The sequence below is a fragment of the Streptomyces sp. WAC03905 genome, from assembly GCF_057371075.1.
The window spans coordinates 2,819,703-2,843,894 of the sequence record NZ_JBXYDZ010000003.1 but is presented as its reverse complement, the minus strand read 5'-3'; the positions used below and the strand labels follow the sequence as shown (position 1 = coordinate 2,843,894).

At 72.4% G+C, this 24,192-nt stretch carries 26 protein-coding genes and 1 pseudogene; 13 read left to right on the top strand and 14 right to left on the bottom strand.

Going from position 1 to position 24,192, the window contains the following annotated elements; translation table 11 throughout:
* The first annotated feature begins 6 nt into the window (after window positions 1–6).
* Entirely contained in the window at window positions 7–1,509 is a 1,503-nt protein-coding gene (locus AC2RP6_RS15070; RefSeq protein WP_486446673.1) for a glycoside hydrolase family 3 protein, read from the top strand.
* Between the two features lie 114 nt (window positions 1,510–1,623).
* Here AC2RP6_RS15070 and nagB read toward each other — a convergent pair whose 3' ends face one another.
* Together nagB and AC2RP6_RS15060 are read right to left on the bottom strand one after the other, a co-directional pair.
* Window positions 1,624–2,409, bottom strand: coding sequence for a glucosamine-6-phosphate deaminase (gene nagB, locus AC2RP6_RS15065; protein WP_486446672.1), 786 nt, complete (start codon window positions 2,407–2,409; stop codon window positions 1,624–1,626).
* 285 nt (window positions 2,410–2,694) lie between these two features.
* Window positions 2,695–3,456 (bottom strand): SDR family oxidoreductase, encoded by a 762-nt coding sequence (locus AC2RP6_RS15060; protein WP_486446671.1) that lies wholly within the window; start codon window positions 3,454–3,456, stop codon window positions 2,695–2,697.
* Between the two features lie 83 nt (window positions 3,457–3,539).
* On the opposite strand from AC2RP6_RS15060, the gene AC2RP6_RS15055 reads away from it, so the two are divergent.
* Window positions 3,540–4,130: a TetR/AcrR family transcriptional regulator gene (locus AC2RP6_RS15055; protein ID WP_486446670.1), complete on the top strand. Its 591-nt coding sequence runs from the start codon at window positions 3,540–3,542 to the stop codon at window positions 4,128–4,130.
* A gap of 376 nt (window positions 4,131–4,506) precedes the next feature.
* Complete coding sequence (locus AC2RP6_RS15050) at window positions 4,507–5,976, top strand: sensor histidine kinase (protein WP_486450344.1); 1,470 nt, start codon at window positions 4,507–4,509, stop codon at window positions 5,974–5,976.
* Window positions 5,977–6,147: 171 nt separating this feature from the next.
* On the opposite strand, the gene AC2RP6_RS15045 is transcribed toward AC2RP6_RS15050, so the two are convergent.
* Together AC2RP6_RS15045 and AC2RP6_RS15040 are read right to left on the bottom strand one after the other, a co-directional pair.
* Complete coding sequence (locus AC2RP6_RS15045; protein ID WP_003953983.1) at window positions 6,148–6,405, bottom strand: WhiB family transcriptional regulator; 258 nt, start codon at window positions 6,403–6,405, stop codon at window positions 6,148–6,150.
* A gap of 324 nt (window positions 6,406–6,729) precedes the next feature.
* Window positions 6,730–7,695: a diacylglycerol/lipid kinase family protein gene (locus tag AC2RP6_RS15040; protein ID WP_030829342.1), complete on the bottom strand. Its 966-nt coding sequence runs from the start codon at window positions 7,693–7,695 to the stop codon at window positions 6,730–6,732.
* Window positions 7,696–7,780: 85 nt separating this feature from the next.
* Here AC2RP6_RS15040 and AC2RP6_RS15035 point away from each other — a divergent pair, with 85 nt between their 5' ends.
* On the top strand, window positions 7,781–8,227 hold the full coding sequence (locus tag AC2RP6_RS15035) for a hypothetical protein (protein ID WP_486446669.1): 447 nt from the start codon (window positions 7,781–7,783) through the stop codon (window positions 8,225–8,227).
* A gap of 7 nt (window positions 8,228–8,234) precedes the next feature.
* Here the strand turns inward: AC2RP6_RS15035 and AC2RP6_RS15030 are convergent, their stop codons facing one another.
* From AC2RP6_RS15030 to AC2RP6_RS15020, 3 genes are all read right to left on the bottom strand, one after another.
* Window positions 8,235–9,245 (bottom strand): RNA polymerase sigma factor SigF, encoded by a 1,011-nt coding sequence (locus AC2RP6_RS15030; protein ID WP_486450343.1) that lies wholly within the window; start codon window positions 9,243–9,245, stop codon window positions 8,235–8,237.
* Between the two features lie 11 nt (window positions 9,246–9,256).
* A complete protein-coding gene (locus AC2RP6_RS15025; RefSeq protein WP_030012703.1) occupies window positions 9,257–9,670 on the bottom strand; it encodes an ATP-binding protein in 414 nt (137 codons plus the stop codon).
* A gap of 205 nt (window positions 9,671–9,875) precedes the next feature.
* Entirely contained in the window at window positions 9,876–10,136 is a 261-nt protein-coding gene (locus tag AC2RP6_RS15020; protein ID WP_486446668.1) for a UBP-type zinc finger domain-containing protein, read from the bottom strand.
* A 55-nt stretch (window positions 10,137–10,191) separates the two neighbouring features.
* Here AC2RP6_RS15020 and AC2RP6_RS15015 point away from each other — a divergent pair, with 55 nt between their 5' ends.
* Complete coding sequence (locus AC2RP6_RS15015; protein WP_486446667.1) at window positions 10,192–11,772, top strand: Na+/H+ antiporter; 1,581 nt, start codon at window positions 10,192–10,194, stop codon at window positions 11,770–11,772.
* Between the two features lie 135 nt (window positions 11,773–11,907).
* Here AC2RP6_RS15015 and AC2RP6_RS15010 read toward each other — a convergent pair whose 3' ends face one another.
* On the bottom strand, window positions 11,908–12,801 hold the full coding sequence (locus AC2RP6_RS15010; RefSeq protein ID WP_486446666.1) for a 1-aminocyclopropane-1-carboxylate deaminase/D-cysteine desulfhydrase: 894 nt from the start codon (window positions 12,799–12,801) through the stop codon (window positions 11,908–11,910).
* 145 nt (window positions 12,802–12,946) lie between these two features.
* On the opposite strand from AC2RP6_RS15010, the pseudogene AC2RP6_RS15005 reads away from it, so the two are divergent.
* Window positions 12,947–13,144: pseudogene (locus AC2RP6_RS15005) on the top strand (hypothetical protein); the annotation flags it as partial.
* Window positions 13,145–13,148: 4 nt separating this feature from the next.
* Window positions 13,149–13,619: an NUDIX domain-containing protein gene (locus tag AC2RP6_RS15000; protein ID WP_486446665.1), complete on the top strand. Its 471-nt coding sequence runs from the start codon at window positions 13,149–13,151 to the stop codon at window positions 13,617–13,619.
* Window positions 13,620–13,665: 46 nt separating this feature from the next.
* On the opposite strand, the gene AC2RP6_RS14995 is transcribed toward AC2RP6_RS15000, so the two are convergent.
* The 4 genes from AC2RP6_RS14995 to AC2RP6_RS14980 all read right to left on the bottom strand — a co-directional run bounded on the left by AC2RP6_RS14995 (window position 13,666) and on the right by AC2RP6_RS14980 (window position 16,600).
* A complete protein-coding gene (locus AC2RP6_RS14995) occupies window positions 13,666–13,896 on the bottom strand; it encodes a hypothetical protein (RefSeq protein WP_486446664.1) in 231 nt (76 codons plus the stop codon).
* A gap of 161 nt (window positions 13,897–14,057) precedes the next feature.
* The gene (locus AC2RP6_RS14990; RefSeq protein WP_486446663.1) at window positions 14,058–14,648 is read right to left on the bottom strand and encodes an N-acetylmuramoyl-L-alanine amidase; all 591 of its coding nucleotides are present in this window, start codon (window positions 14,646–14,648) and stop codon (window positions 14,058–14,060) included.
* 128 nt (window positions 14,649–14,776) lie between these two features.
* A complete protein-coding gene (locus AC2RP6_RS14985; RefSeq protein ID WP_486446662.1) occupies window positions 14,777–15,973 on the bottom strand; it encodes a globin domain-containing protein in 1,197 nt (398 codons plus the stop codon).
* Between the two features lie 171 nt (window positions 15,974–16,144).
* Complete coding sequence (locus AC2RP6_RS14980; protein ID WP_486446661.1) at window positions 16,145–16,600, bottom strand: RrF2 family transcriptional regulator; 456 nt, start codon at window positions 16,598–16,600, stop codon at window positions 16,145–16,147.
* 238 nt (window positions 16,601–16,838) lie between these two features.
* On the opposite strand from AC2RP6_RS14980, the gene AC2RP6_RS14975 reads away from it, so the two are divergent.
* The 4 genes from AC2RP6_RS14975 (at window position 16,839) to AC2RP6_RS14960 (ending at window position 20,454) form a co-directional block, all read left to right on the top strand.
* Window positions 16,839–18,245, top strand: a complete 1,407-nt coding sequence (locus AC2RP6_RS14975) for a family 2B encapsulin nanocompartment shell protein (protein ID WP_486446660.1) — start codon at window positions 16,839–16,841, stop codon at window positions 18,243–18,245.
* Window positions 18,236–19,294 carry a family 2 encapsulin nanocompartment cargo protein polyprenyl transferase gene (locus AC2RP6_RS14970; protein ID WP_486450342.1) on the top strand — a complete coding sequence of 353 codons (1,059 nt, stop codon included), beginning with the start codon at window positions 18,236–18,238 and terminating at the stop codon, window positions 19,292–19,294. Before AC2RP6_RS14975 ends, AC2RP6_RS14970 begins: the two co-directional genes overlap by 10 nt.
* A 192-nt stretch (window positions 19,295–19,486) precedes the next feature.
* On the top strand, window positions 19,487–20,080 hold the full coding sequence (locus AC2RP6_RS14965) for a GNAT family N-acetyltransferase (RefSeq protein WP_486446659.1): 594 nt from the start codon (window positions 19,487–19,489) through the stop codon (window positions 20,078–20,080).
* 164 nt (window positions 20,081–20,244) lie between these two features.
* On the top strand, window positions 20,245–20,454 hold the full coding sequence (locus AC2RP6_RS14960; RefSeq protein WP_486446658.1) for a hypothetical protein: 210 nt from the start codon (window positions 20,245–20,247) through the stop codon (window positions 20,452–20,454).
* Window position 20,455: 1 nt separating this feature from the next.
* Here AC2RP6_RS14960 and snpA read toward each other — a convergent pair whose 3' ends face one another.
* On the bottom strand, window positions 20,456–21,124 hold the full coding sequence (gene snpA / locus AC2RP6_RS14955) for a snapalysin (protein WP_486446657.1): 669 nt from the start codon (window positions 21,122–21,124) through the stop codon (window positions 20,456–20,458).
* A 210-nt stretch (window positions 21,125–21,334) separates the two neighbouring features.
* On the opposite strand from snpA, the gene AC2RP6_RS14950 reads away from it, so the two are divergent.
* Window positions 21,335–22,270 (top strand): LysR family transcriptional regulator, encoded by a 936-nt coding sequence (locus tag AC2RP6_RS14950; protein WP_486446656.1) that lies wholly within the window; start codon window positions 21,335–21,337, stop codon window positions 22,268–22,270.
* 9 nt (window positions 22,271–22,279) lie between these two features.
* Here AC2RP6_RS14950 and AC2RP6_RS14945 read toward each other — a convergent pair whose 3' ends face one another.
* The gene (locus AC2RP6_RS14945) at window positions 22,280–23,089 is read right to left on the bottom strand and encodes a hypothetical protein (protein ID WP_486450341.1); all 810 of its coding nucleotides are present in this window, start codon (window positions 23,087–23,089) and stop codon (window positions 22,280–22,282) included.
* A 155-nt stretch (window positions 23,090–23,244) separates the two neighbouring features.
* On the opposite strand from AC2RP6_RS14945, the gene AC2RP6_RS14940 reads away from it, so the two are divergent.
* Window positions 23,245–24,192, top strand: coding sequence for a DUF4097 family beta strand repeat-containing protein (locus AC2RP6_RS14940; RefSeq protein WP_486446655.1), 948 nt, complete (start codon window positions 23,245–23,247; stop codon window positions 24,190–24,192).

Below are 24,192 nucleotides of genomic sequence, written 5' to 3'. Positions count from 1 at the left end.
GCCCTCATGACCGTCCTTGCGCACCGCGCCACCGCCTCCGACGAGGTGACCCGCGACGCCCTCGCCGTCCTCCAGCCCGGCTTCGAGGGCACCACCGCCCCCGCCTGGCTGCTCCGCAGGATCGGCGAGGGCCTCACCTCCGTGGGCCTGTTCGGCCGCAACATCGCCTCGCCCGGACAACTCGCCGCGCTCACCGCGCAGCTGCGCGCCGAACGCGACGACTTCCTCGTCGCCATCGACGAGGAGGGCGGCGACGTCACCCGGCTGGAGGTCCGGGGCGGTTCGTCCTTCCCCGGCAACCTGGCCCTCGGCGCCGTCGACGACACCGGCCTGACCCGGGCCGTCGCCCACGAACTCGGCCGCCGCCTCGCCGAGTGCGGGGTCGACCTCAACTGGGCCCCGTCCGCCGACGTCAACTCCAACCCGGACAACCCGGTCATCGGCGTACGCTCCTTCGGCGCCGACACCCACCTCGCCGCCCGGCACACCGCCGCCTACGTCGAGGGCCTCCAGGCCGCCGGCGTCGCCGCGTGCACCAAGCACTTCCCGGGCCACGGCGACACCAACGTCGACTCCCACCACGCCCTGCCCCGCATCGACGTCGACCTCGACACCCTCGCCGCACGGGAACTCGTACCGTTCAGGGCCGCCATCGAGGCCGGGACGAAGGCCGTGATGAGCGCGCACATCCTGGTGCCCGCCCTCGACCCGACCCGCCCGGCCACGCTCAGCCCGCAGATCCTCACCGGCCTGCTGCGCAAGGAGCTCGGCTACGACGGCCTCATCGTCACCGACGGCATGGAGATGCACGCCATCGCCGGGACGTACGGGATCGAGCGCGGCTCCGTCCTGGCCATCGCGGCCGGCGCCGACGCGATCTGCGTCGGTGGCGGACTCGCCGACGAGGCCACCGTCCTGCGGCTGCGCGACGCCCTGGTCGCCGCCGTGCGGGAGGGCACGCTCCCCCAGGAGCGCCTCGCCGACGCGGCCGCCCGGGTCCGCGCCCTGGCCGCGTGGACGCGAGGGGCCCGGCCCGACGCGCGCCCGGAGGGGAGCCGCGCGTCCGGCATCGGCCTCACCGCCGCCCGCCGGGCCCTCGTCGTCACCGGTGCGCCGGGCCCGCTGACCGGCCCGTACGTCGCGACCCTGACCCCGGTCGCGAACATCGCGGTCGGCGACGAGACCCCGTGGGGGCCGGCCGCCGAGCTGGCCGCGCTGCTGCCCGACACGGCCTCGGACCTCTACCCGCAGGGCGTCACCGCCGCGCAGATCCTGGCGGCCGCGGGGGAGCGCACCGTCGTCGCGGTCGTCCGCGACGCGCACCGCCACCCCTGGATGGCCGAGGTCCTGGACGCCCTGGTCGAGGCGCGCCCGGACACGGTGGTGGTCGAGATGGGCCTGCCGCGCGCCGAGCCTCGCGGAGCCCTGCACATCGCCACGCACGGTGCCGCGCGCGTCTGCGGACGCGCAGCCGCCGAGGTCGTCGCGGGGGCCGTCACGGGGGTGTGACGCGCCGCGGAACCGGAGCCGGGCACCCGTCACAGGGGTGGTGCCCGGCTCCGCCGCGTACGCGAGAGGGCCGGGCCCCCGACGGGGAGCCCGGCCCTCGGCGCGTTCGGCGGCCTACAGTCCTTGCCAGGACGGCTTGTTGGCGTAGGTGTGGCGGAAGTAGTCGGCCAGCTTGAGCTTGGAGGCGGCGGCCTCGTCCACGACGACGGTGGCGTGCCGGTGCAACTGCAGCGCGGACGCCGGGACGAGGGCGGACAGCGGCCCCTCCACGGTCTGCGCGACCGCCTCGGCCTTGCCCTCGCCCGTGGCCAGCAGTACCAGGTGGCGGGCGTCGAGGATGGTGCCGATGCCCTGGGTGATGACGTGGTGCGGAACCTGCTCCAGGTCGTCGTCGAAGAAGCGCGCGTTGTCCACGCGGGTCTGCTCCGTCAGCGTCTTGATGCGGGTGCGGGAGGCCAGGGACGAACAGGGCTCGTTGAAGCCTATGTGCCCGTCCGTGCCGATGCCCAGCAGTTGCAGGTCGACGCCCCCGGCCTCGGCCAGGGCCCGGTCGTAGGCCTCGCACGCGGCGACGACGTCCTCGGCCGAGCCGTCGGGGCCCATGAAGGAGGCCTCGGTCAGCCCCAGGGGCTCGACGACCTCGCGCAGGACGACGGCCCGGTAGGACTCGGGGTGCCCGGCGGGCAGGCCGACGTACTCGTCGAGCTGGCATATCCGGGCCGCGGAGGCGTCGACCTCGCCCGCCCCGACCTTGCGCGCGAGCGCCTCGTAGACGGGCAGGGGGGTAGAGCCGGTCGCCACGCCGAGCAGGGCGTCGGGCTTGCGGCGTACCAGGGCGGCCATGGTCTCCGCGATGAGCTCGCCGCCTGCCTGGGCGTCCGGGACGATGACAACTTCCACGCGGGGCCTGCCGATCTGGAGTGGTGGTGTGGTATAGACCAATCTAGCAGAGGGAGCCGGGGTCCTGCGGGGGTCTCGACGCTTTCCATGGTGGTCCCGATCCGGACCCCCGGCCTCCCGGGGAGCCGCCCGGAAGGCCGGTGCGGTGCAGCGCCCACCACCCGCCCGGTGCTGTGGATTGCAAGGCGGAGGAGGGAGTCGACGCGGAGCGTCGGCGACCGACGACAACGCGGCAAGGCGGAGCGCCGGGCGGGCCGGGCCCGGCCATGATCCGCCGGACACCCCCTAGATCAGTGCCAACTGCAGGCCGCCCGTGGCGTCCAGGTGCTGGCCCGTGACCCAGCGGGAATCCGCCGAGGCCAGGAAGGCCACCACGTCCGCCACCTCCTGCGCCGTGCCCACCCGGTGGAAGACCGAGCGGGCGGCCAGATGGGCCCGGGTCGCGGGGTCGTCGAGGAGGGCCGCGTTCAGGTCCGTCTCGGTGATGCCCGGCCCCACCGAGTTCACGGTGATCCCCCGCGGTGCCAGCTCGGCCGCCAGCGAGCGCGTCATGGCGTTCGCGGCGCCCTTCGCCATGACCGTCGCCAGGATCGCCGGCAGGGCGAGGTCCGGGGTGCCGGTCACGTTCACGATCCGGCCGCCGTCCCGCAGTCGCGCCAGCCCGTGCTTGATCACGAAGAACGGCGCCTTGGCGTTGAGCGCGTGCGCCCGGTCGTACGCCTCCTCGTCGGTGTCCCCGATCCCCGCGAAGGTCGCCGCCCCCGCGTTGTTGACGAGGACGTCCACCGTCGGCGTGTGCGCGGGGTGGGCCTCGTACGCCGCCCAGAGGGCCTGCGCGTCCCCCGGGACGCCCAGTTCGGCGCCGATGGCGAAGGCCCGCCCCCCGGCCGCCCCGATCGCCGCGACGGTCTCCTCCGCCGCCGCCGCGTTGCGGCCGTAGTGCACGGCCACCAGGGCCCCGTCCCGCGCCAGCCGCTCCGACACGGCCCGTCCGATGCCCCGGCTGCCGCCCGTGACCAGTGCCGTCCTGCCGTCGAGCACGCCCATGACGCGCCCCCCTCCGCATTCGCTAGTGGTCGCTACAGAAAGGACCGTACCAGATTCCCTAGCGGCCGCTATAGAATGTGCGCATGGTGACCGGACAGCGCGGCAGGCCCCGTTCCTTCGACCGTGACGCCGCCCTGGACAAGGCGATGACGGCCTTCTGGGAGCGCGGCTACGAGGCGACCTCGATCGCCGACCTGACCGCCTCGATCGGCATCAGCGCGCCCAGCCTCTACGCGGCCTTCGGTGACAAGCGCAAGCTCTTCGACGAGGTCGTCGTGGTGTACGGGAGCCGGTACGCCGACTTCGCCGCCGTCGCCCTGGCCGAGGAGCCCACCGCCCGCGCCGCCGTCGGGCGCGTCCTGCGCGAGGCTGCCGAGGTCTACACCGACCCGGCCCACCCGCCGGGCTGCATGGTCATCAGTGCGGCGATCAACACCACCTCGGACGAGGTGGCCCGGGCCCTGCGCGAGCGCCGCAACGCCAACCTGGAGCTCTTCGAGAGCCGGATCCGCGCCGACGTCGCCGCCGGCGAGCTGCCGGCCGGCACGGATGCGCGGGCACTGGCCCGGTACACCGGAGCCGTGCTGCAGGGGATGTCCCAGCAGTCGCGCGACGGGGCGACCCGGGAGGAACTGGAGGCGGTGGCGGAGCGGGCCCTGCTGGCCTGGCCCTGACCGGGCGACCGGGTCCTGGAAGACCCCCGGACATTCCTCTGGGCCACGGTGCAGGACGGGACCCTCAACCCGTCCGGCACCGTAGCCCGGAGTACTTACGGCCGTCAGGTGTGCGGTTCCCGGCGGCCGGTGAGAGGTGCCTGCGCGGTCAGGGCAGAGCGCGCGACTACCTCGATCCGTCCTCCTGTGCGGGGAGGGCGGAGACCATAAGTCAATTCTGGACTAGACCATTCTGTTCTGTCCATCCAATGACGGTAGCTGGAAACCCGTCACTTCCTCCAACCCTACGCGGCGAGCGCCCCTCCTGGATACTCCTGAGTACCGTCGTGGGGAAAGTCATCGTGCGTACCCGGGGTACGCTCGCACCGTGCCCTCCATGAACGACCTCGTACGCCAGCACACCGCTCTCGGAGAAACCGATCTGGAGTGGCTCCATCTGCTGGTCTCGGAGTGGCAGCTGCTCTCCGACCTGTCCTTCGCCGACCTCGTGCTGTGGGTGCCCACCCTCGACGGCACCCGGTACGTCTCGGTCGCCCAGATGCGCCCCAACACCGGCCCCACCTCGTACCAGGACGACATGGTGGGCCACCTGGTGCCGCGCGGCCGCCGGCCGCTGCTGGACGCCGCGCTCGACGAGGGCCGCATCGTGCGCGAGGGCGACCCCGAGTGGCGCGAGGAGGTACCGGTCCGCGTCGAGTCGATCCCCGTCCGCCGCGAGGGCCGCGTACTGGGAGTGATCGCCCGCAACACCAACCTGCTCACTGTGCGTACACCCAGCCGGCTGGAGCTGACCTACCTCCAGTCCGCCTCGGACCTGGCACAGATGATCGCGGCGGGCTCCTTCCCGTTCCCCGGCCAGCAGGTCGACATGGACGCCTCCCCGCGCGTCGGGGACGGCCTGATCCGGCTCGACGCCGACGGAGTGGTCACCTACGCCTCCCCGAACGCGCTCTCCGCCTACCACCGCCTGGGCCTCGCCTCCGACCTGGTCGGCCAGGACCTCGGCGCCACCACCGCCGAACTCGCGCCCTCCCGCGGCCCCGTCGACGAGGCACTCGTCAAACTCGCCAGCGGCTGGGCCCCCCGCGAGACCGAGGTCGAGGGCAACGGCGGCGTCATCCAGCTGCGCGCGATCCCGCTCAAGCCGAAGGGCACCCGGATCGGTTCCCTGGTGCTCTGCCGCGACGTCACGGAACTGCGCCGTCGCGAACGTGAACTCATCACCAAGGACGCGACCATCCGGGAGATCCACCACCGGGTGAAGAACAACCTCCAGACCGTGGCCGCACTGTTGCGGCTCCAGGCCCGCAGAATGGATTCCCCCCAGGGCCGCGAGGCGCTCAACGAGGCCGTGCGCCGCGTCGGCTCGATCGCGATCGTGCACGAGACGCTGTCTCAGAACCTCGACGAGCGGGTGGAGTTCGACGAGATCGCCGACCGCGTCATCGCGATGGTCTCGGAGATCTCGCCCGGCAAGGTCGACTGCCGGCGCACCGGCCGCTTCGGGATCCTCGACGCGGAGGTCGCCACCCCGCTGTCGATGGTGCTGACCGAGATTCTGCAGAACGCCCTGGAGCACGCCTTCCCCCAGGGGGAGCGCGGCACCGTGGAGGTGGCCGCGCTGCGCAGCGGCACCGGCCGCAAGGACGGCCGCCTGCTGATCACCGTCCTCGACGACGGCCACGGCCTGCCCGAGGGGTTCGACCCCCAGCGGGCCGGCAACCTCGGGCTGCAGATCGTACGGACCCTCGTGGAGGGGGAGCTCGGCGGCACCTTCGACATGGTCCGGGCCGAGCCGCGCGGCACGAAGGTCGTCCTCGACCTTCCGTCCAGCCCGCAGAAGTAGCAGCCGGACGGTCACGCAGTGTCAGCGGCGTCCGCGGGGCCCTGCGCACGCAGCGTAGCGGTGGCACAGCACTGAGCCCCGGACCGAATGATGCGGTCCGGGGCTCAAGAGCACGTTGCTGAGCGCTTTTCGGTTACTGCGCGCTGCGCGTCGAGGCTCGAAAGTCGTTTGTCAGGCGCTGGCGTTGCGCGCCCGGTTGCGAGCGGCGCGGCGCTTCATGGCGCGGCGCTCGTCCTCGCTGAGACCGCCCCAGACGCCGGAGTCCTGGCCGGACTCGAGCGCCCACTGCAGGCACTGCTCCATGACGGGGCAACGGCGGCAGACGGCCTTGGCTTCCTCGATCTGCAGCAGCGCAGGACCGGTGTTGCCGATGGGGAAGAAGAGTTCCGGGTCTTCCTCGCGGCAAACGGCGTTGTGACGCCAGTCCATGGCTGCTCCATCTCCTTGTATTGCGGGCACTTTGCTTGTGAATGTGAACGCTTTCACGAATCCCCCCGTGAGGGAAGGGCGACCGCCCGGTTTCACGCGGGTGATCAGTCAGAGATTCGTGGAGGGGTTCTGGCGGTCTGTGTGGGTGCCGGGTCCTGCGGGCTGTCCCGATCGCCATGAAGAGATTCGCAAACCTCGGACGGGGATACAACCCCTTCCGGAAAGTTTTTTTTGATTCGTCGGTGTCTACTAGGTCACAGCCCTACATCATGAGGGTGGACCGGCGTGTAAACGTTCGAGTGAAAGGCCTGCGGGCCCTTCTACTCACACAATCACACGCAGTGCACGGCGTACGCCTGTGAACCGAACGCTGGTGCGCAGTCCGAGGTGATCGCCGTCCATCTGGAACGGGAGGGGAACCTTCGAATGCAAGGTGAAGTCGGTCAGATCGTGCAGAGACACCGCATGCTTGCCGTGTGGACCCCGCTCAGGAGTGGAGGTCAGGAGCTGTGTCGCGTAGCGGGCGACGGCCGGAGTTGACAAACGGTTGAGCGCCAATACGTCAAGCGCAGTATCGAACGACGCCTCCGGCGAGGCGTAAAGCGGACGATTCCCCAGATACGTCCACGGCGAGGTGTTGCACACTATCGACAGCACCAGGTCGGTCACCGGATCGGCTCCCGGCCGCTCCAGCGTCACCGTCCCGTGGCGGCGGTTGGGCTCCTCCCAGAACTGGCGCATCAGCTGTCGTACGTACAGGGCGTGGGTCGAACGCTTGCCCCGCTCGCGCTGCTGCTCGACCCGCCCCACGACACCCGCGTCGAAGCCGAAGCCCGCGCAGAAGGTGAACCAGCGCGCCGGAACCGACTCGTCCTCCGTGCCCGGGGTCCCCGCCGCCAGGCCCAGGCCGACGGTCCGCTCCCGCTCCTCGCGCAGCGCGTCCAGCAGTGCGCCCGTCGCCTCGACGGCGTCGTTCGGCAGTCCCAGCGCCCTGGCGAAGACATTGGTGGAGCCGCCGGGAACCACCGCCAGGCGGGGGAGCCGGTCGGGATCGGGACCGTTGTGCAGGAGCCCGTTCACCACCTCGTTGACCGTGCCGTCACCGCCCAGGGCGACCACCAGGTCCAGCCCCTCGTGCGCGGCCTTGCGGCCCAGGTCCCGGGCGTGCCCGCGGTACTCGGTGGTGACCGCCTCCAGCTTCATTTCGCTGGCCAGGGCATGGATCAGGACGTCGCGCGTGCGCGCACTGGTGGTCGTCGCTGCTGGGTTGGCCACGAGAAGTGCACGCATGAGCGCCAGACTACCCACCCCTCCACGAGCCGACCCTACTGCCCGTCCCCTCCGGCTTCCGCCGGGGCGCCGCTACCCTGCATGGGTGAGTAAGAAGCAGCCCGCGAACACCCCCGCCCCCACCGTCGAAGCGCCCGTCGCGCTGCCCCGCCGGCTGACCGCCGCGGCCGCGCTCACCGCCCTGGAGGGCCTGGCGCTCGCCGGTCTCGGCGTCTACATGCTCTTCGTCGGCATCGCGGGGGACCCCGATTCCCCGCAGCAGGCCGAGACCGGAGGCATCACCCTGCTCGCGCTCGCCGCACTGCCGCTGATCGCCGCCCGCGGGCTGCGCCTGGGCCGCCGCTGGAGCCGCGGCCCGGCACTGATCACCCAGCTGATGGCGCTTCCGGTGGCCTGGACGCTCTGGACCACCGGCGGTGCCATGACGGCCGCCGCCGCGGCCCTCGCGGTGGCCGCGGTGGCCGTCGTCGCACTCCTCGTGAACCCGACGGCGACCGAGGCGCTCGGCATCGGCGGACCCTCGTCCTCCTGAGGTCCGCTCACTCCTCCACGAGGAGCTTCTCGCGCAGCTGGGCCAGGGTGCGGGCCAGCAGCCGCGAGACGTGCATCTGGGAGATGCCCACCTCCTGCGCGATCTGCGACTGCGTCATGTTGCCGAAGAACCGGAGCAGCAGGATCCGCTTCTCCCGTGGCGGCAGCCCCTCCAGCAGAGGCTTGAGGGACTCGCGGTACTCGACGCCCTCCAGGGCCTCGTCCTCCGCGCCCAGGGTGTCCGCGACGGCCGGCGACTCGTCGTCGGTGTCCGGGACGTCCAGGGAGAGCGTGCTGTAGGCGTTGGCCGATTCGAGCCCCTCCAGCACCTCCTCCTCGGAGATGCCCAGCCGCTCCGCCAGCTCGTGCACCGTCGGGGAGCGGCCGTGCTGCTGCGACAGCTCGGCCGTGGCCGTCGTCAGCGAGAGCCGCAGTTCCTGCAGCCGCCGGGGCACCCGCACCGCCCAGCCCTTGTCGCGGAAGTGGCGCTTGATCTCACCGACCACCGTGGGCGTGGCGTACGTGGAGAACTCGACCCCGCGGTCCGGGTCGAACCGGTCCACCGACTTGATCAGGCCGATCGTCGCGACCTGGGTCAGGTCGTCGAGGGGCTCACCGCGGTTGCGGAAGCGCCGCGCCAGGTGCTCGACCAGGGGCAGGTGCATCCGTACCAGCCGGTTGCGCAGCTCCGCCTTCTCCACCGAGCCGTCGGGCAGCGCCCGCAGCTCGACGAACAGGGCCCGCGCGCTGCTGCGGTCGCGCGGATCGGGCAGCGCCGCAGGCGCCGAGGGCACCGGGAACCCGGCCACCGGGGCCGGGGCAGCGGCCTCCGGTGGCTGTACCGGTCGTGATGGGTCGTGCTGGTTCTCGCTCATAGGGCCCGCCCGTCGCTCCGCCGAGTCCAAAAAGCCGTCTTCCGCATCCGCGTCAGCCGGGTGCGGCCGGGCGTGCTGCTGCTCCGGGATGCCGCCGTCGACCTCGTGCCGTACCCGGGGCCGATCCCCGCCCCGCACCGGGATCTCCCCGCCGCTCACGCCGGGCCTGGCCCCGCGCCGCGTTGTTTGTAAAGGCTGATGCTCACCGTCCGGTTCTCCTCGACCGTGGCCTCGACCTTGCCGGCCAGGGCCGACAGGACCGTCCACGCGAACGTGTCACGCTCCGGCGCGCGCCCGTCCGTGGTCGGTGCCGAGACGGTCACCTCCAGCGAATCGTCGATCAGCCGGAAGACGCAGCTGAGGACGGAGCCCGGCACGGCCTGCTGGAGCAGGATCGCGCAGGCCTCGTCCACCGCGATGCGGAGGTCCTCGATCTCGTCGAGGGTGAAGTCCAAACGTGCCGCCAGGCCGGCCGTGGCCGTCCGCAGCACCGACAGGTAGGCACCCGCAGCGGGCAGCCGGACTTCCACGAAGTCCTGAGTCCCGGGCTCGCCTGCGATCTGGGACACCCTCACCTCCAAGGTGGTACGAGCTCTTTTCGCCGGTGACGCTACCGCGATCCGGGCGATCGTGTCGCGGCACCCCTCACGACGCCCGCTCCGAGCGCCCTGCTCCGCACCCAGTGACTGATGGTAAGCCCATGGGTACGCACAGTGGCTAGAGGTCTGCGGGGATCAAATCAGGGGAACCGGCGGAGGGTTGAACTACCCCACCTCACACGATCGAACCGTCGACGAAACACCAGCGCCAGGTCTCGCCCGGCTCGAAGCTCCGCATGACCGGATGGCCGCTCTCGTGGTGGTGCGCCGTGGCGTGCCGGAACGGCGACGAATCGCAGCACGCCACGTGCCCGCAGCCGAGGCACATCCGCAGCTGCACCGGGTGGCTGCCCAGCTCCAGACATTCGGCGCAGGTCTGTGCAGACGGGACCGGCTCGGGGCGCGGCAGTTCGGCAACGTGGGTGCACTCGCTCATGATGGCCAGCGTACGGCCAGGGCGCGGGCGATCGACGAAGGAGGACGGATCTTCGATGGACGTATTGCAGCTGGTGGCGCTGGTCGCGGGCAGCGCGGCCGTGGCGGGGCTCGCGCGGCGCACACCGGTGCCCGCGCCGCTCCTGCTCGTCGCCGCCGGGCTGGCGGCCTCGTACGTCCCCGGCGTGCCCGCCTACACCCTCGACCCGCACATCGTGCTGCCGCTGCTGCTCCCGCCGCTGCTCCACACGGCCGCGGTGGACAGCTCGTACCTGGACCTGCGGGCCAACATCAGGCCGATCGCGATGCTGTCGGTCGGCTACGTGCTCTTCGCGACGGTCGCGGTCGGGTATGCGGCGTACCTGGTGGTGCCCGGGCTGTCCCTGCCGGTGGCGCTGGTGCTGGGCGCGGTGATCGCGCCGCCGGACGCGGTCGCGGCGACGGCGATCGCCCGCAGGCTGCGGCTGCCGAACCGGCTGACGACCATCCTGCAGGGCGAGTCCCTGGTCAACGACGCCACCGCGATCACCGCGTACAAGGTGGCGCTCGCGGCGGCGGTCGGGGTGAGCGCCGGCTGGGCGGGCGGCATCGCGGAGTTCCTGCTGGCCTCGGTCGGCGGTATCGGCGTGGGCCTGCTGCTGATGGTGCCGATCCACCAGCTGCGCAAGCGGATGCGGGAACCCCTGCTGCAGAACACCCTCTCGCTGCTGATCCCCTTCGTGGCGTACGCGGCGGCCGAGCGGGTGCACGCGTCGGGGGTGCTGGCCGTGGTCGTGGTCGCGCTGTACCTCGGTCACCGCAACTGGCAGGTCGACTTCGCCACCCGGCTGCAGGAGGAGGCGGTGTGGAAGATGGTCGCCTTCATCCTGGAGTCGGTCGTCTTCGCGCTGATCGGCCTCCAGCTGCCGGTGGTCCTCACGGGGCTGGGGGAGTACGAGGGCGCCGCCGCGGCCTGGTACGCGGTCGCGGTGTTCGTCGTGGTGGTGGTGGCCCGCTTCGTGTGGGTGTTCCCGGCGACGTTCGTGCCGCGCTGGCTGTCGCCCAGGATCCGCACGCGGGAGCCGGAGACCGACTGGAAGTCCCCGGTGATCGTGGGCTGGGCCGGGATGCGGGGCGTGGTGTCGCTGGCGATCGCCTTCTCCGTGCCGATCTCCGTGCCCCACCGGAACCTGATCCTCTTCCTGACCTTCACGACCGTCATCGGGACGCTGGTGGTGCAGGGGCTCACGCTGCCGCCGCTGATCAGGGTGCTGAAGCTGCCGCCGAAGGACGTGCAGGCGGAGACGCTGGCGGAGGCGCAGGCACAGAGCGAGGCTTCGCGGGCGGCCGAGGAACGGCTGGCGGAGCTGCTGGAGGAGCCGGAGAACTCCACGCTGCCGCCGCCGCTGGCGGACCGGCTGCGGACGGTTCTGGAACGGCGGCGCAACGCGGTGTGGGAACGGCTGGGCGAGGTCAACCCGCTGACCGGGGAGTCCGCGGACGACATCTACCGGCGGCTCGCGGGGGAGATGATCGAGGCGGAGCGGGAGGTCTTCGTGGCGCTGCGGGACGGCCGGCGGATCGACGACGAGATGCTGCGGGCGCTGCTGCGCAGGCTGGACCTGGAGGAGGCGGCGGCGTTCCGCGAGTCGACCTGACGCCTGCGGGGGCTTGGTGGTGGGGGCGGATGCCCGGCAGTCCGGGACCCATGACGTACGGCGCCTGGCCGGAACCATCAGTAGGGCCCGGGGGAGGCGCCGACACGTCACGTTCCCCGTCCCCGGCGGCTCTCGCTACGGGCGGCCGGTGATGATCGCGGTGACGGTGGTGCCCGGCGGGAAGGTGCCGTTCTCGGTGAGGGCGGTCAGGGCCCAGAGGAGCTTGGCCACGTAGATCCGCTCCACCGGGAAGCCGTGGCGGGAGGCGAAGTCGGCGGCGAAGGACTCCAGCGCCGCCGGGACCCGGGCGTAGCCGCCGTGGTGGAAGTCCTCCGCCAGGGACCAGTCGCCGACCGGACCGCCGTACGCCGCGGTCTGGAGGGAACGTATCTCCGCCGCCAGGAAGCCCCCGGCCAGGACGGGGACGCCCAGCGCCCGCTGCCCCGGCGCGAGGCCCGCGGCCAGGCCCGCGAGGGTGCCGCCGGTGCCGCAGGCCACCGCCGCCACGTCGGTGACGCCGCGGAGTTCCCGGCCCAGCTCCGCGCAGCCGGCCAGGGCGAGGGCGTTGCTGCCGCCCTCGGGGACGACGTACGCGCCGCTCGCGCCGGCCTCGTCCAGCAGCGCGGCGAGTGCGTGCGGCTCGGCCTTGGCCCGGTAGCGGGAGCGGGAGACGAAGTGCAGCCGCATCCCGTCGGCCGCGCACCGGGCCAGGGAGTCGTTCAGCGGCCGGCCCGCCAGCTCGTCGCCCCGCACGACGCCTACCGTCCCGATCCCCAGCAGCCGCCCGGCCGCCGCGGTGGCCCGCAAGTGGTTCGAGTACGCCCCGCCGAAGGTGACGAGCCGGTCGTGCCCCGCCTCCAGCGCCGCGCGCAGGTTCGGCGCGAGCTTGCGCCACTTGTTGCCGGGCAGCTCGGGATGCACGAGGTCGTCCCGCTTCACCAGCAACCGCACCCCGTGCCGCGCGAACCGCTCGTCGCGGATCTCCCTCAGGGGGGACGGCGGTCGCGGCTGCAGTTCGGGGTGGTCCACCCGTCCATTGTGAGCCGCTCCCGTCCGCGCCGTCGCACGTCAGAGCCCCGCGTGCCGGGAGCGCCCAGTCCTGCGGTCCTTCCAGTTGGTCGTGCGCGCGACTCGGCTCCACAGCCGTTAGCAGTCCGCGCGCTGGACGACCAGGGCGCGGGCCGTCAGTCCCGAACTGGTGGCGCTGTACGACCAGCGGGCGGACCTTCCCGTCTCCGTCAGGCAGCGTGGGCAGGAAGAGAGGTTCGGGCACGGAATCGAATCCAGCTGCCGTCTCGCCCTCATGCACTACGACACCTGCGCCGAGAGCTTCGAAGCGGTGTGGGAGACAGCTCGTCCCGTGGAGGAGTGACCCGATGGCCCGGACCGAGTACTACGACGATCCCCACGCGCCTGCGCCGAACAGCATGGTCGTGGCGGCCTCCGCCGTCGTCACGGACGACCAGGGGCGCATCCTGCTGCAACGGCGCCGCGACAACGACCTCTGGGCCCTCCCCGGCGGCGGGATGGACCTCACGGACTCCCTCCCCGGCACGGCCGTCCGGGAGGTGAAGGAGGAGACAGGGCTCGACGTGGAGATCACGGGACTGGTCGGCACCTACACGGACCCGAAGCACATCATCGAGTACAGCGACGGCGAGGTCCGCCGCCAGTTCAACGTCTGCTTCACGGCCCGCATCATCGGGGGCGCGCTGGCGATCTCGGACGAGAGCACGGAACTCCGCTTCGTGGAGCGGGCCGAGTTGGGGGCCTTGCCCATGCACCACACCCAACGGCTGCGCATCCGGCACTTCTTGGAGCACCGGACGGCCCCCCACCTCGGCTGAGCGCAGCTCTGCCGGCTGCCGCCGGCAGGGTGCGGCGGAGGGTGGGTCAGAGGGCCATCCAGGGGACGGTGCAGGCGTGCGGGCCCTCGGGGCAGAGGGAGGTGATCAGGGTGCGGCGCAGGGACCGCCAGGTGCGCAGGGAGCAGGTCAGGCGGACGCGGAAGCTCGACCGGGCGGCGGGCGCCGCTGTCCTCGCCGGGGTGCTCCACGGCCCACTGCTCCGCCAGGAAGTCGTACGGGCCGGGGTCCACGACGGCCGTGCCGACGATCCTGGCACTGCGGGGAGCCACGGCGGCTTCGACGAGCCCCGTCACCTCGGCCAGTCCCCTCTCGTCCGCGTACAGGCCCAGGGCCAGCTCTCGTGTCACGTCCCCACTCTGACAGCTCTCTTGCCGGGGCCCGGCACCGGGAGGGGGCCTCCCGGTGCCGGGCCCGGGGTCACTTCAGGCGTTCCGCGATGCGCTCGCGGAGGGAGTCCATCGTGAAGCCGCGGGGGTCGACCTTGCCGGGCTGCCATTCGCGGTGGCCGATGACCGAGCGGGCCGTCCAGCGGTGGACCCGGCACAGGGCCGCCGCCGTGCGGGCGATGGCGTCGATCTGGGCCGCCGGCCAGGGATCCTCGCCGTCGCCGAGGTTCACGCACTCGAAGCCGTAGAAGTGGCGATTGCCGTCGACGGTCGCCTCGTTGTCCGGCGGGAGCCGCCGTTCCGCGACGACCGCCGCCAGGACGTCGGGGTCGCCCAGCCCGGCGTGGTTGGCGCGGCCGTATCCGACGAGGTGGACGCGGCCGTCCTTCGCGATCACGCCGTGGCAGAGGGGTCCCGGGAGGGCGCTGTGGCCGTCGCGGCAGAGCTCGACGCTGTACGCCGTGCCGCGCGTGACGGTGTGGTGGATCATCACCCCGTTCACCGGGCCCCAGGGACCTTTGTGGTTGCGGTTGTGGGTGCGCCAGGCGCCGACCTCGACGACGGTCACGCCTTCGTTCCTCAGTGCGTTGATGAACCGGTCCGCGGACATGGGTGCGGCCATGGCCGCCTCCTTCGTTGCGGTGCGGATCGGACACCCTGTGTGTCCGATCCATCACGCTACGGTTTAGTGGAGGCGGGCCTTCCGCGGCTAGTGTTTTCGTACGGCGAGCGAGCCGATCCGGACAGGGCTCATACGGAAGCGAGCCACAGGTCGGGGCCGAACACCTCGTAGTGGATGTCGCTCGCCGGCACGCCCTTGGCGATCAGCTGCTCGCGCACGGACCGCATGAAGGGCAGCGGCCCGCACAGGTAGGCCCTGGTGCCCGGGGCGACGGGAACGCCGGTCAGGTCCAGGAGACCCGTACTGTCGCCCGGCTCCGCCTCCTGCTCGTACCAGAAGCGGGCCGAGGCGTCGGCCAGCTTGTGGGTCAGGGCCCGGTGGTCGGCCCGCAACGGGTGGTCCGCGGGGGAGCGGTCGGCGTGCAGCACCGTCACCGGCGCGGTGTGCCCGGTCTCGGCCAGGTGCTCCAGCATCGAGAGCATCGGTGTGCAGCCGATGCCCGCCGAGGCGAGCAGCACCGGTGCCCCGGAGTCCTCCAGGACCAGGTCGCCGTACGGGGCGGAGACCCGCAGCGTGTGGCCGGGCCGGACCCGGGCGTGCAGGTGGTTGGAGACCTCGCCGTCGGGGCCCGCGGCGGCGGGGCCGTGCACCCGCTTCACGGTGATCGCGCGGACCGCGGAGCCGGGCGCGGAGGAGAGGCTGTACTGGCGGATCTGGCGGGCCCCGTCGGGGAGTTCGACCTGGACCGAGACGTACTGGCCGGGCAGGTGCGCGGGGGCGGGAGCGCCGTCCGCGGGGGCCATGCGGAAGGTGGCGCAGTCGGCGGTCTCCTCCGACCGGCCGGTGACGGTCCACTCCCGCCGCACGTCGCCGGCGGCGATCCGGTGCCCGGCGTAGAGGCGCTCCTCGATGGCCACGAGGGCGTTCGCCATGAGCCAGTAGACCTCGTCCCAGGCCTGGGCGACCGCGGGCGTGACGGCCTCGCCGAGGACGTCGGCGATGGCCGCGAAGAGGTGGTGGTGGACGACCTCGTACTGCTCCCGGGTGACGCCGAGGCTGGCGTGCTTGTGCGCGATGCGGCCGAGCATCACGTCGGGGCGGGTGTCCGGGTGGTCGACGAGGTGGGTCGCGAAGGCGGCGATGGAGCCGGCGAGTGCCTGCTTCTGCAGGCCCGCGTTCTGGTTGCCCCGGTTGAAGAGGTCGCGCAGCAGCTCCGGGTGGGCGGCGAAGAGCTTCGCGTAGAAGAGCTCCGTTATGTCGCCGATGGCCGCTCCGACGGCGGGCAGAGTGGCTCGGACGGTCGCGGTCGACTGCTCGGACAGCATGGGAACTCCTCGCGTGGTGGAACCGGTGGGAACCGGTCCATTAATTGGCATCCTAGATGCGCATTTTGGATCGCAGAGAGCCGCGGGGATGCGGACTTCTGTTCGAACTCCCGTCGTGAGTGAGGCCATGGGGTTCGACGGGTAGTGATAACCGGCCATGCGGCCCCGGGTTCAGGGACCTTCGGCCCCCCGGGGGGCCCGGCTCGCGATGCCCAGCAGGAGCGGTCCGGTCGGCGCCGCCACCAGGTCGTTCACCGTCAGCGGGTCCAGCGCGGCGAAGAACGCCTCCTGGGCGCGGCGCAGCGCGCCGCGCAGCACGCAGGCTCCGCGCAGCGGGCAGGGTGCGGCGCCCTCGCAGTCCACCACGTCGCCCGCGCCCTCCAGTTCGCGCACCACCGCGCCCACGGAGGCGGCCCGTCCGGCGGTGGTCAGCGTGAGCCCGCCGCCGCGGCCGCGCCGCGCCTCGACCAGGCCGAGATGCTGCAGCCTGGCGACCACTTTGGCCGTGTGCGTGTACGGGACCTCCATCGTCGCCGCCACGTCGCGCGTGGTCGGCAGGTCCGTGTCCTCGACGGCCAGGCGCATCAGGGTGCGCAGGGCCAGGTCGGTGAATCGCGTCAGCCGCATGGGGCCACCGTAGAAAATTCGCATCCGAGATACAAATTAAAGACCGGATGGGCGATCACGGCTTGGCCGGAAACAGTCGGTCGCCGGACCTCCCGCGACCCGACGGCGGGGAGTTCGATCCGAGAGGGTGCCCCGTCCATCGACGGAGTAGTCCCACCCTTTTGTGTAATGGTCCCACCACGTTGCGTGCTGGAAGGCTGCCTCCCGCAGACCCATGGAGTGATCGAAAGGGAAAGACATGTCGGTCCAGGCAGGTTCCGAGTCCGAGGCCCAGACACCGCAGCGCAGTCTGGGGACGGCGGCCGCACGGAACTTGGCAACCACGACCAAGTCCGCGCCGCAGATGCAGGAGATCACTTCCCGCTGGCTGCTGAAGATGCTGCCGTGGGTGTCCGTGCAGGGCGGCACCTACCGGGTGAACCGGCGGCTGAGCTACTCGGTCGGCAACGGCATCGTGGAGTTCATCAAGACCGGCACCCAGGTCCAGGTGATCCCGGCCGAACTCGGCGAACTCCCGCTGCTGCGCGACTACGAGGACCTCGACGTCCTCGGCGAACTCGCCCAGCGGTGCCGGCAGGTCGACTTCGAGGCCGGCCAGGAGCTGACCTCCTTCGCCAGCCCCTCCGACGAGGTCTTCCTGCTCGCGCACGGCCGCATCGACCACATCGGCCCCGGCCCCTACGGGGACGACGCCGTGCTGAGGACCGTCGCCGACGGCGCCTACTTCGGCGAGGACTCGCTCGTCGATGAAGAATCGATTTGGGAGTACACCGCCCGCGCCGCCACCCCCGGCACCGCGCTCGCCCTCTCCCGCCAGGACTTCCAGCTCCTCGCCGACCGCGTCCCGTCGCTGCGCGAGCACCTGGACCGCGTACGCTCCATGCCCGCCCAGCGCACCAACAAGTACGGCGAGGCGGAGATCGACCTCTCGGCCGGCCACCAGGGCGAGGCCGTCCTCCCCGGCACCTTCGTCGACTACGAGGCCCGCCCGCGCGAGTACGAGCTGTCCATCGCCCAGACGGTCCTGCGGGTGCACACGCGCGTCGCCGACCTCTACAACCAGCCGATGAACCAGACCGAGCAGCAGCTGCGGCTCACGGTCGAGGCGCTGCGCGAGCGCCAGGAGCACGAGATGCTCAACAACCGCGACTTCGGCCTGCTCCACAACGCAGACTACGACCAGCGCATCCAGCCGCACGACGGCGGCCCCAGCCCCGACGACATGGACCAGCTGCTCAGCATGCGGCGGGGCTCCAAGCTCTTCCTCGCCCACCCCAAGGCCATCGCCGCCTTCGGCCGCGAGTGCAACAAGCGCGGCATCTACCCGGAGAGCATCGACGTCGACGGCACCCGCGTGACCACCTGGCGCGGCGTTCCCATCTTCCCCAGCACCAAGATCCCGATCAGCGACGCCCGCACCACCTCCATCCTGTGCATGCGCACCGGCGAGGACGAGCAGGGCGTCATCGGCCTGCACCAGCCCGGCATCCCCGACGAGATCGAGCCGAGCCTGTCGGTCCGTTTCATGGGCATCAGCGAGCAGGCGATCATCTCCTACCTCGTCACCGCGTACTTCTCCGCCGCGGTGCTGGTGCCGGACGCCATCGGCGTTCTGGAGAACGTCGAGATCGGCCGCTGGCGCTGAGCGAGGTGAACGCCATCGCGACCGGTGAGGGCCAGGAGGCCGCGGCCCTGCTGGAACGGACGAGAGAAACGGTCAACCCGGAACTGCGCCGCACCGTCGAGAGCCTGCCCGGTGGGATGCGGCGCGTGGCCATGTACCACTTCGGCTGGGAGGACGAGGACGGCACCCCGGCCGACGGAAGCCCCGGCAAGGCCATCCGGCCGGCCCTGGTCCTGGCGGCGGCCCAGGCCCTGCAGGGCCCGGGCGGCGGGTCCGTCGACCACGCCGTGCGGGCCGCCGTCGCCGTGGAGCTGGCGCACAACTTCACGCTGCTCCACGACGACGTCATCGACAAGGACGTCCGCCGGCGGGGCCGGGCCACCGCGTGGACGGTCTTCGGCACGCCCGACGCGATCATCACGGGGGACGCCATGATGGCGCTCGCGCTGCGACTGCTCGCCCAGGACCCGCACCCCGCCGCCGCGGCGGCCTCCGCCCGGCTCACGGCCTGCACCATCGAGCTGTGCGCGGGCCAGCAGGCCGACTGCGCCTTCGAGCAGCGCCCGGACGTGTCGCTCGACGAGTGCCTGACCATGGCGACGGCGAAGACGGGGGCGCTGCTGGGCTGCGCGTGCGCGCTGGGTGCGCTGTACGCGGGGGCGGGGCCGGACGAGGTCGACGCCATGGACGCCTTCGGCCGGGAGGCGGGTCTGGCCTTCCAGCTGATCGACGACCTGATCGGCATCTGGGGCGACCCGGGGCACACCGGCAAGTCCGCCGGGGCCGATCTGATCGCCCGCAAGAAGTCCCTGCCGGTCGTCGCCGCCCTCACCTCGGGCACCGCGGCGGGCAAGGAGCTGGCCGGACTGTACGCCGGCCCCATGACCGGGGACGACGTGCTCAGGGCGGCCGACGCCGTGGACCGGGCCGGTGGCCGCGACTGGGCGCAGGCCCATGCCGCGGACCGGATGGGCCGGGCGGTCCAGCAGCTGTCCCGGGCGGTTCCGGACCTCGGGGCGGCGGGCGGGCTGCTGGCGCTGGCGGAGTTCGTGACGCGCCGTACGAGGTGACGCGCCGTACGGGATGACGCGCCGTACGGGATGACGCGAGGTGCGACGCGGGGCCCCGGCCCGGCGACGTGACGACGCTACGGGGGGAGGCCCGTTCCGGCACCGCAGGGTGCCGGAACGGGCCTTACCGCATGGGTCCGCCAACTCTAGGATCGCTGACGGTTGTTGACACGTGAGCGAAGGGTGTGGCCAGTGGCGCTGGAGATACGTCAGGCGGATCAGTCGGACCGGGACGCGGTGGCGCGGCTCCTCGACGATGCCTTCCGCACCGACCCGGTGAGCAGCTGGGTCTTCCCGGACCCGGAGCACCGGGCCGCCGTCCACGAGAGGTTCCTGGGCGTCTTCGTGGACGTCGCACTGGCCGAGGGGCGGATCGACTACGCCGCGGACGGCTCGGCGGCGGCGCTGTGGCTGCGGATCCCCGCCGGCGAGCCGGAGGGCGAGGACGAGGTCCCGGCGAGGATGCGCGCCGTCGCCGACCCGGACAACGAGCGGTGCGAGCTGGTCGGGCGGCTGACCGGTGCGGTGCACCCGACGTCGGAGGAGCACGAGTACCTGCTCATGATCGCGGTCGCCCCGGGCCGGCAGGGGGAGGGGCTGGGCACCGAGCTGATGCGTCCGGTGCTGGAGCGCTGTGACCGCGAGGGCGTCCCGGCGTACCTGGAGGCCAGCAGCGAGCGCAGCAAGGGGCTGTACGAACGGCTCGGCTGGGAGTTCACCGGCGAGGCGGTGCGGCTGCCGGACGGACCGCTGATGTGGCCGATGTGGCGCAAGCCGCGGGGCTGAACCCGCCGCGGAGGCGAGGGCTCGCCCAACCACGCGATCCGGTGGCCGAGGTCCGGGCGCTCAAGGCCCGCGACGGCCCCGGTATCCGGCTCCGCGGCGGCGCCGGACCCGCCACGCGGCCGATCGACCCGACGAACGTGCGAAAACCGGCCTACCGTAGAGGTATGGCCGGTGAACAGCAACACGCGCACGAGCGGGTGGCCCCGCAGGCCGGGCACGAACAGCAGACGTGCCCGGCGTGCGGGCTCCGCGTCGACACGGTGGTCGGGCGGCGCAAGTCCCTCGGGGTCTTCATCCCGGTGTGGAGCCGGGGTCCCTGCCGGAACCCCGACTGCACGGACTACACGGCCCACGCGGAGCCGGAGGAGCGGTGACTCAGCCGGTGGGCGCGAGCCCCTTCGCGCCCAGGCCGGAGGCGAAGCCGTTGGCCCAGAGCTGGTTGACGCGCGACCGCTCGGCGGAGTTCGGGGTGGCGTTCTGGCACGAGGTGCCCGGGCCGCCGCCCGACATCAGCTCGCTGCACGGGCCCGAGTAGTGGTCCGGGAGGCCCAGCACGTGGCCGGTCTCGTGCGCGGTCACCCGGGTGGAGTTGTACTGCTGGTTCTGCCGGTAGTCGAGGAAGATGTAGCCCCGGCCGTGCCCGTCGGTGCTCGCGTACGAGCCGCGTGAGTCGTTGCCCTCGCGGTAGGAGAAGTTCCCGCCGGACGACACCTCCTGCAGCTTCACGTTGCTCACCGAGCTGTTCCAGATGCGGGTGGAGTTGGCTATCTGGGTACGGAAGCTCGGCGCGCTGCGCGTGTTGTACGTGACGGTGACGGCGAGGGCGCCCGGGTTCGCGGCACGCTGCTCGGCGACCGAGCGCTGCACGGCCTCGAAGAAGGCGCGGTTGGCGGCCTCGTTCTCCGGCGAACGCTCGTACGCCGCGAAGCTGGCGGCGTTGCCGACGGGGGCGGGCGCGGCGGCGGCGGTGGGGACGGCGCCGAGGGTGGCGGCGAGACCGATGCCGACGGCGGTCGCCAGCAGGGCCTTACGGGAGTGGCGCATGTGGGGGAGCTCCTACTCGTCCGGTGCGGTGGGGGGTGGGTCTTTCGGTACCGGAGTCTGCGGGAGCGGAACTGGTCGGCGGATGATGTCACTGCCCGATAGCGCCGCCCTATCGGGAAGATTTCGACAGCCCAACTGGCGTGAGAATGGCGTGATTCGGGGGGCTATCGGTGGCTGGTGCGGTCCACGGGCCCGGCCTACCCTCGGGGCATGGAGCTTGAGGTCAGGCACCTGCGCGCGCTGTGCGCCATCGCCGACGCCGGCAGCCTGCACAAGGCTGCGCGGCAACTCGGCGTGAGCCAACCCTCGTTGACGACCCAGTTGCGCCGGATCGAACGGGCCCTGGACGGCGAGCTGTTCCTGCGCGAGCGGACCGGCTGCCGGCCCACGCCTTTCGGCCGCACCGTACTGGGCCGGGCCCGGCCGCTTCTCGCCGACATGGCGGCGCTGGTGGCGGAGGCCCGCGCCCAGGCCCACGGCCCGCGGCTGCGGATCGGATCGACGGCCAGCCGGGCCCTGCCGGGATGGCTGCGCCGGCTCCACCGGCGGCTCCCGGACACCGAGACCTCCCTCCTCGTGGACGTCTCGGCGAACGCGCTGCTCAGGATGGTGTCCGCGGGGCAACTGGACGTGGCGTTCGTGCACGAGGTGGAGGGCAGCCCGCTGCGGGTGCCCGAAGGGCTCCAGACGCACGTGCTGATGGAGCGTGAACCGCAGTTCGTCTCGATGCCGAGGGATCATCCCGCGGCCGGGCAGGAGATCGTCTCCTTACGGGACCTGGCCGCCGACCGCTGGGCGGTGGACCCGTCGGTCGACGGCGAGTGGGACGGCCTGCGCCGGGTCTTCGCCGGGGCCGGGCTCGACCCGCCGGTGCTGCACACCGACTACCACACGGCGACCTCGCTGATCATCTCCGGCGAGGCGGTCGCCCCCTGCCAGCCCACCTCCGGGCCGCGCGAGGACATGGCGATCCGGCCGCTGTGCGGGGACCCCCTCGCCGTACGGCTGCTGCTGGCGACCCGCCCCGGCGCGCACGCCGAGGTCTACGAGGACCTCCGCGCGGCCTACCGCGAGGCCGCCCTGCGCACACCCCCGTACCGGGCGTGGCTCCACCACCACGCGAGTCCCCTGCTGGAGGCCGCCTGACCCCGGGGTTCACCCCCGCGCGCGGGACCGGTCGTAGGCCAGTGACAGGGCTCCCTGGGCCAGCAGGAGCGCGCCCGCCGCGGCCCACGCCGGCGCGCGCCGCCCTGCCGCCCACACCAGCAGCGGAGCCCCGGCCGCGACCTGCGCCGCGCCGAGCAGCCGGGCCTTGGGGCCGCGCAGCCACGGGCCCAGCGGGCCCGCCTCCACCGCGTCGAGCTCGGCCCGTACGGTGTCCCGCCAGCCCGACCACTGCACCGTCTCGGCGTCCGGCGCCACCCGGGCCGCGCTGCGCAGCCGGTCGGCCGGTTCGCCGGGCGTCAGGCCGGGCGGCAGGGCCAGTCCGGCGCGCGTCAGCAGGGCGACCAGCCCGCGCAGCCGCGTCCCGCCGTCCAGGCCCGGCACGTCGTCGGGGCGGGTGAGGCGCTCCAACTCCTCCAGGTCCAGTACGGGATCCAGCCCGAGCCGGGCCGCGAGCGTCCGCATCGCGTCGGGCTCGCCCGCGGGCCGTCCGGCCGCGTCCCATTCCTGCGCCACGGTCCGCCGCAAACCCCCGGACAGCGCGAAGCCGGCCCGGCCGCCCTCCCACCACAGGCCCAGCACGGGCCCGTTGGTGCCGACGGCGACCGCCGCACTCCACCCGGAGAACACCTCGGCCACGGTTCCCCCGCCGCCGAGCCACGGCTTGTCCTCCGGGACGAGCACGGTCCAGGCGCCCGCCGGGGCGAGCAGCATGTGCACGCGCAGCAGGTGCGCGGGGGAGCGGGCGGAGAGCGGCCCGGTGCGGCAGAGCAGCATCCCCCCGGTCGGGGTCCCGGAGATTGACATGCTCACACGCTAAGGCAAAACAGCCCCAAATGGCGGATTCCGACACCACTCTTGACTTCCCGGAGCCGCGATATATCGTGTCTGACAGAAGACGCGATATGTTGCGTGCGTCGAGCCCGGTCCGTGAACGCACGAGGAGGATCAGCACCATGGCAGAGCAGTCGTCCCAGCCGTCGCGGTCGACGTGGCACTTCGCCGCACCGCAGAAGCTCACCTTCGAGGAGCCGGTGACCGAGCTCCGCGTACGCGTCGTCAGCGGCACGGTGAACGTCGTCGCCGCCGACGAGGGCCCGGCACGCCTGGAGGTGACCGAGGTCGACGGACCGCCGCTGTACGTCGTGCAGGAGGGCGGCACCCTGACCGTCTCCTACGAGGACCTGCCCTGGAACGGCTCCCAGGGCATCAAGCAGTGGTTCGAGGACAAGCCCTGGAAGGGCTGGTCCGGTTCCTCCTCCGGCCGCAAGGTGTGGGAGCGCCGCGCGGCGATCACCCTCACCGTGCCCGCCGCCACCCGGGTCCACGTGGCCACGGTCGACGCGACCGCCTTCGTCTCCGGCATCTCCGCCGCCACCGACGTCAAGGGCGTCTCCGGGGACGCCACGCTCGTCGGGCTGTCCGGCCGGGTCAAGGCGCACACGGTCTCCGGCAGCGTCGAGGCCCAGTCCGTCACCGGCGACCTCGGCTTCCACTCCGTCTCCGGCGGCCTGACCGTCGTCGACGGCGCGGGCGTCAGCGTGCGCGCCGACTCGGTCAGCGGCGACATGCTGATCGACCTGGACCCCGGCCCGGACGCCGAGCGGCCCGTGGACATCGCCCTGAACTCCGTCTCCGGCGAGGTGGCGATCCGCCTCCCGCACCCCGCGGACGCCCGCGTCGAGGCCAACACCGCCACCGGCGGCGTGTCCAACGCCTTCGAGGACCTGCGGGTCTCCGGTCAGCTCGGCGCCAAGCGGATCACCGGCACGCTCGGTTCCGGCGCCGGCACCCTGCGGGCCACCACGGTCTCCGGTGCCATCGCGCTGCTGCGCCGCCCGCAGGCCGACGCCGACACCGCCGCCCCCGCCGCTCCGCTCGCGCTCGACAAGAAGGTGCTCTGA

Excerpts from the sequence above, each read along its gene's own strand:
- AC2RP6_RS15070 (WP_486446673.1), top strand. The coding sequence starts at position 7 with ATGACCGTCCTTGCGCACCGCGCCACCGCCTCCGACGAGGTGACCCGC.
- AC2RP6_RS15060 (WP_486446671.1), bottom strand. The coding sequence starts at position 3,456 with ATGGGCGTGCTCGACGGCAGGACGGCACTGGTCACGGGCGGCAGCCGG.
- AC2RP6_RS15055 (WP_486446670.1), top strand. The coding sequence starts at position 3,540 with ATGGTGACCGGACAGCGCGGCAGGCCCCGTTCCTTCGACCGTGACGCC.
- AC2RP6_RS15050 (WP_486450344.1), top strand. The coding sequence starts at position 4,507 with ATGAACGACCTCGTACGCCAGCACACCGCTCTCGGAGAAACCGATCTG.
- AC2RP6_RS15045 (WP_003953983.1), bottom strand. The coding sequence starts at position 6,405 with ATGGACTGGCGTCACAACGCCGTTTGCCGCGAGGAAGACCCGGAACTC.
- AC2RP6_RS15040 (WP_030829342.1), bottom strand. The coding sequence starts at position 7,695 with ATGCGTGCACTTCTCGTGGCCAACCCAGCAGCGACGACCACCAGTGCG.
- AC2RP6_RS15020 (WP_486446668.1), bottom strand. The coding sequence starts at position 10,136 with ATGAGCGAGTGCACCCACGTTGCCGAACTGCCGCGCCCCGAGCCGGTC.
- AC2RP6_RS15015 (WP_486446667.1), top strand. The coding sequence starts at position 10,192 with ATGGACGTATTGCAGCTGGTGGCGCTGGTCGCGGGCAGCGCGGCCGTG.
- AC2RP6_RS15000 (WP_486446665.1), top strand. The coding sequence starts at position 13,149 with ATGGCCCGGACCGAGTACTACGACGATCCCCACGCGCCTGCGCCGAAC.
- AC2RP6_RS14990 (WP_486446663.1), bottom strand. The coding sequence starts at position 14,648 with ATGGCCGCACCCATGTCCGCGGACCGGTTCATCAACGCACTGAGGAAC.
- AC2RP6_RS14985 (WP_486446662.1), bottom strand. The coding sequence starts at position 15,973 with ATGCTGTCCGAGCAGTCGACCGCGACCGTCCGAGCCACTCTGCCCGCC.
- AC2RP6_RS14980 (WP_486446661.1), bottom strand. The coding sequence starts at position 16,600 with ATGCGGCTGACGCGATTCACCGACCTGGCCCTGCGCACCCTGATGCGC.
- AC2RP6_RS14975 (WP_486446660.1), top strand. The coding sequence starts at position 16,839 with ATGTCGGTCCAGGCAGGTTCCGAGTCCGAGGCCCAGACACCGCAGCGC.
- AC2RP6_RS14960 (WP_486446658.1), top strand. The coding sequence starts at position 20,245 with ATGGCCGGTGAACAGCAACACGCGCACGAGCGGGTGGCCCCGCAGGCC.
- snpA (WP_486446657.1), bottom strand. The coding sequence starts at position 21,124 with ATGCGCCACTCCCGTAAGGCCCTGCTGGCGACCGCCGTCGGCATCGGT.
- AC2RP6_RS14950 (WP_486446656.1), top strand. The coding sequence starts at position 21,335 with ATGGAGCTTGAGGTCAGGCACCTGCGCGCGCTGTGCGCCATCGCCGAC.
- AC2RP6_RS14940 (WP_486446655.1), top strand. The coding sequence starts at position 23,245 with ATGGCAGAGCAGTCGTCCCAGCCGTCGCGGTCGACGTGGCACTTCGCC.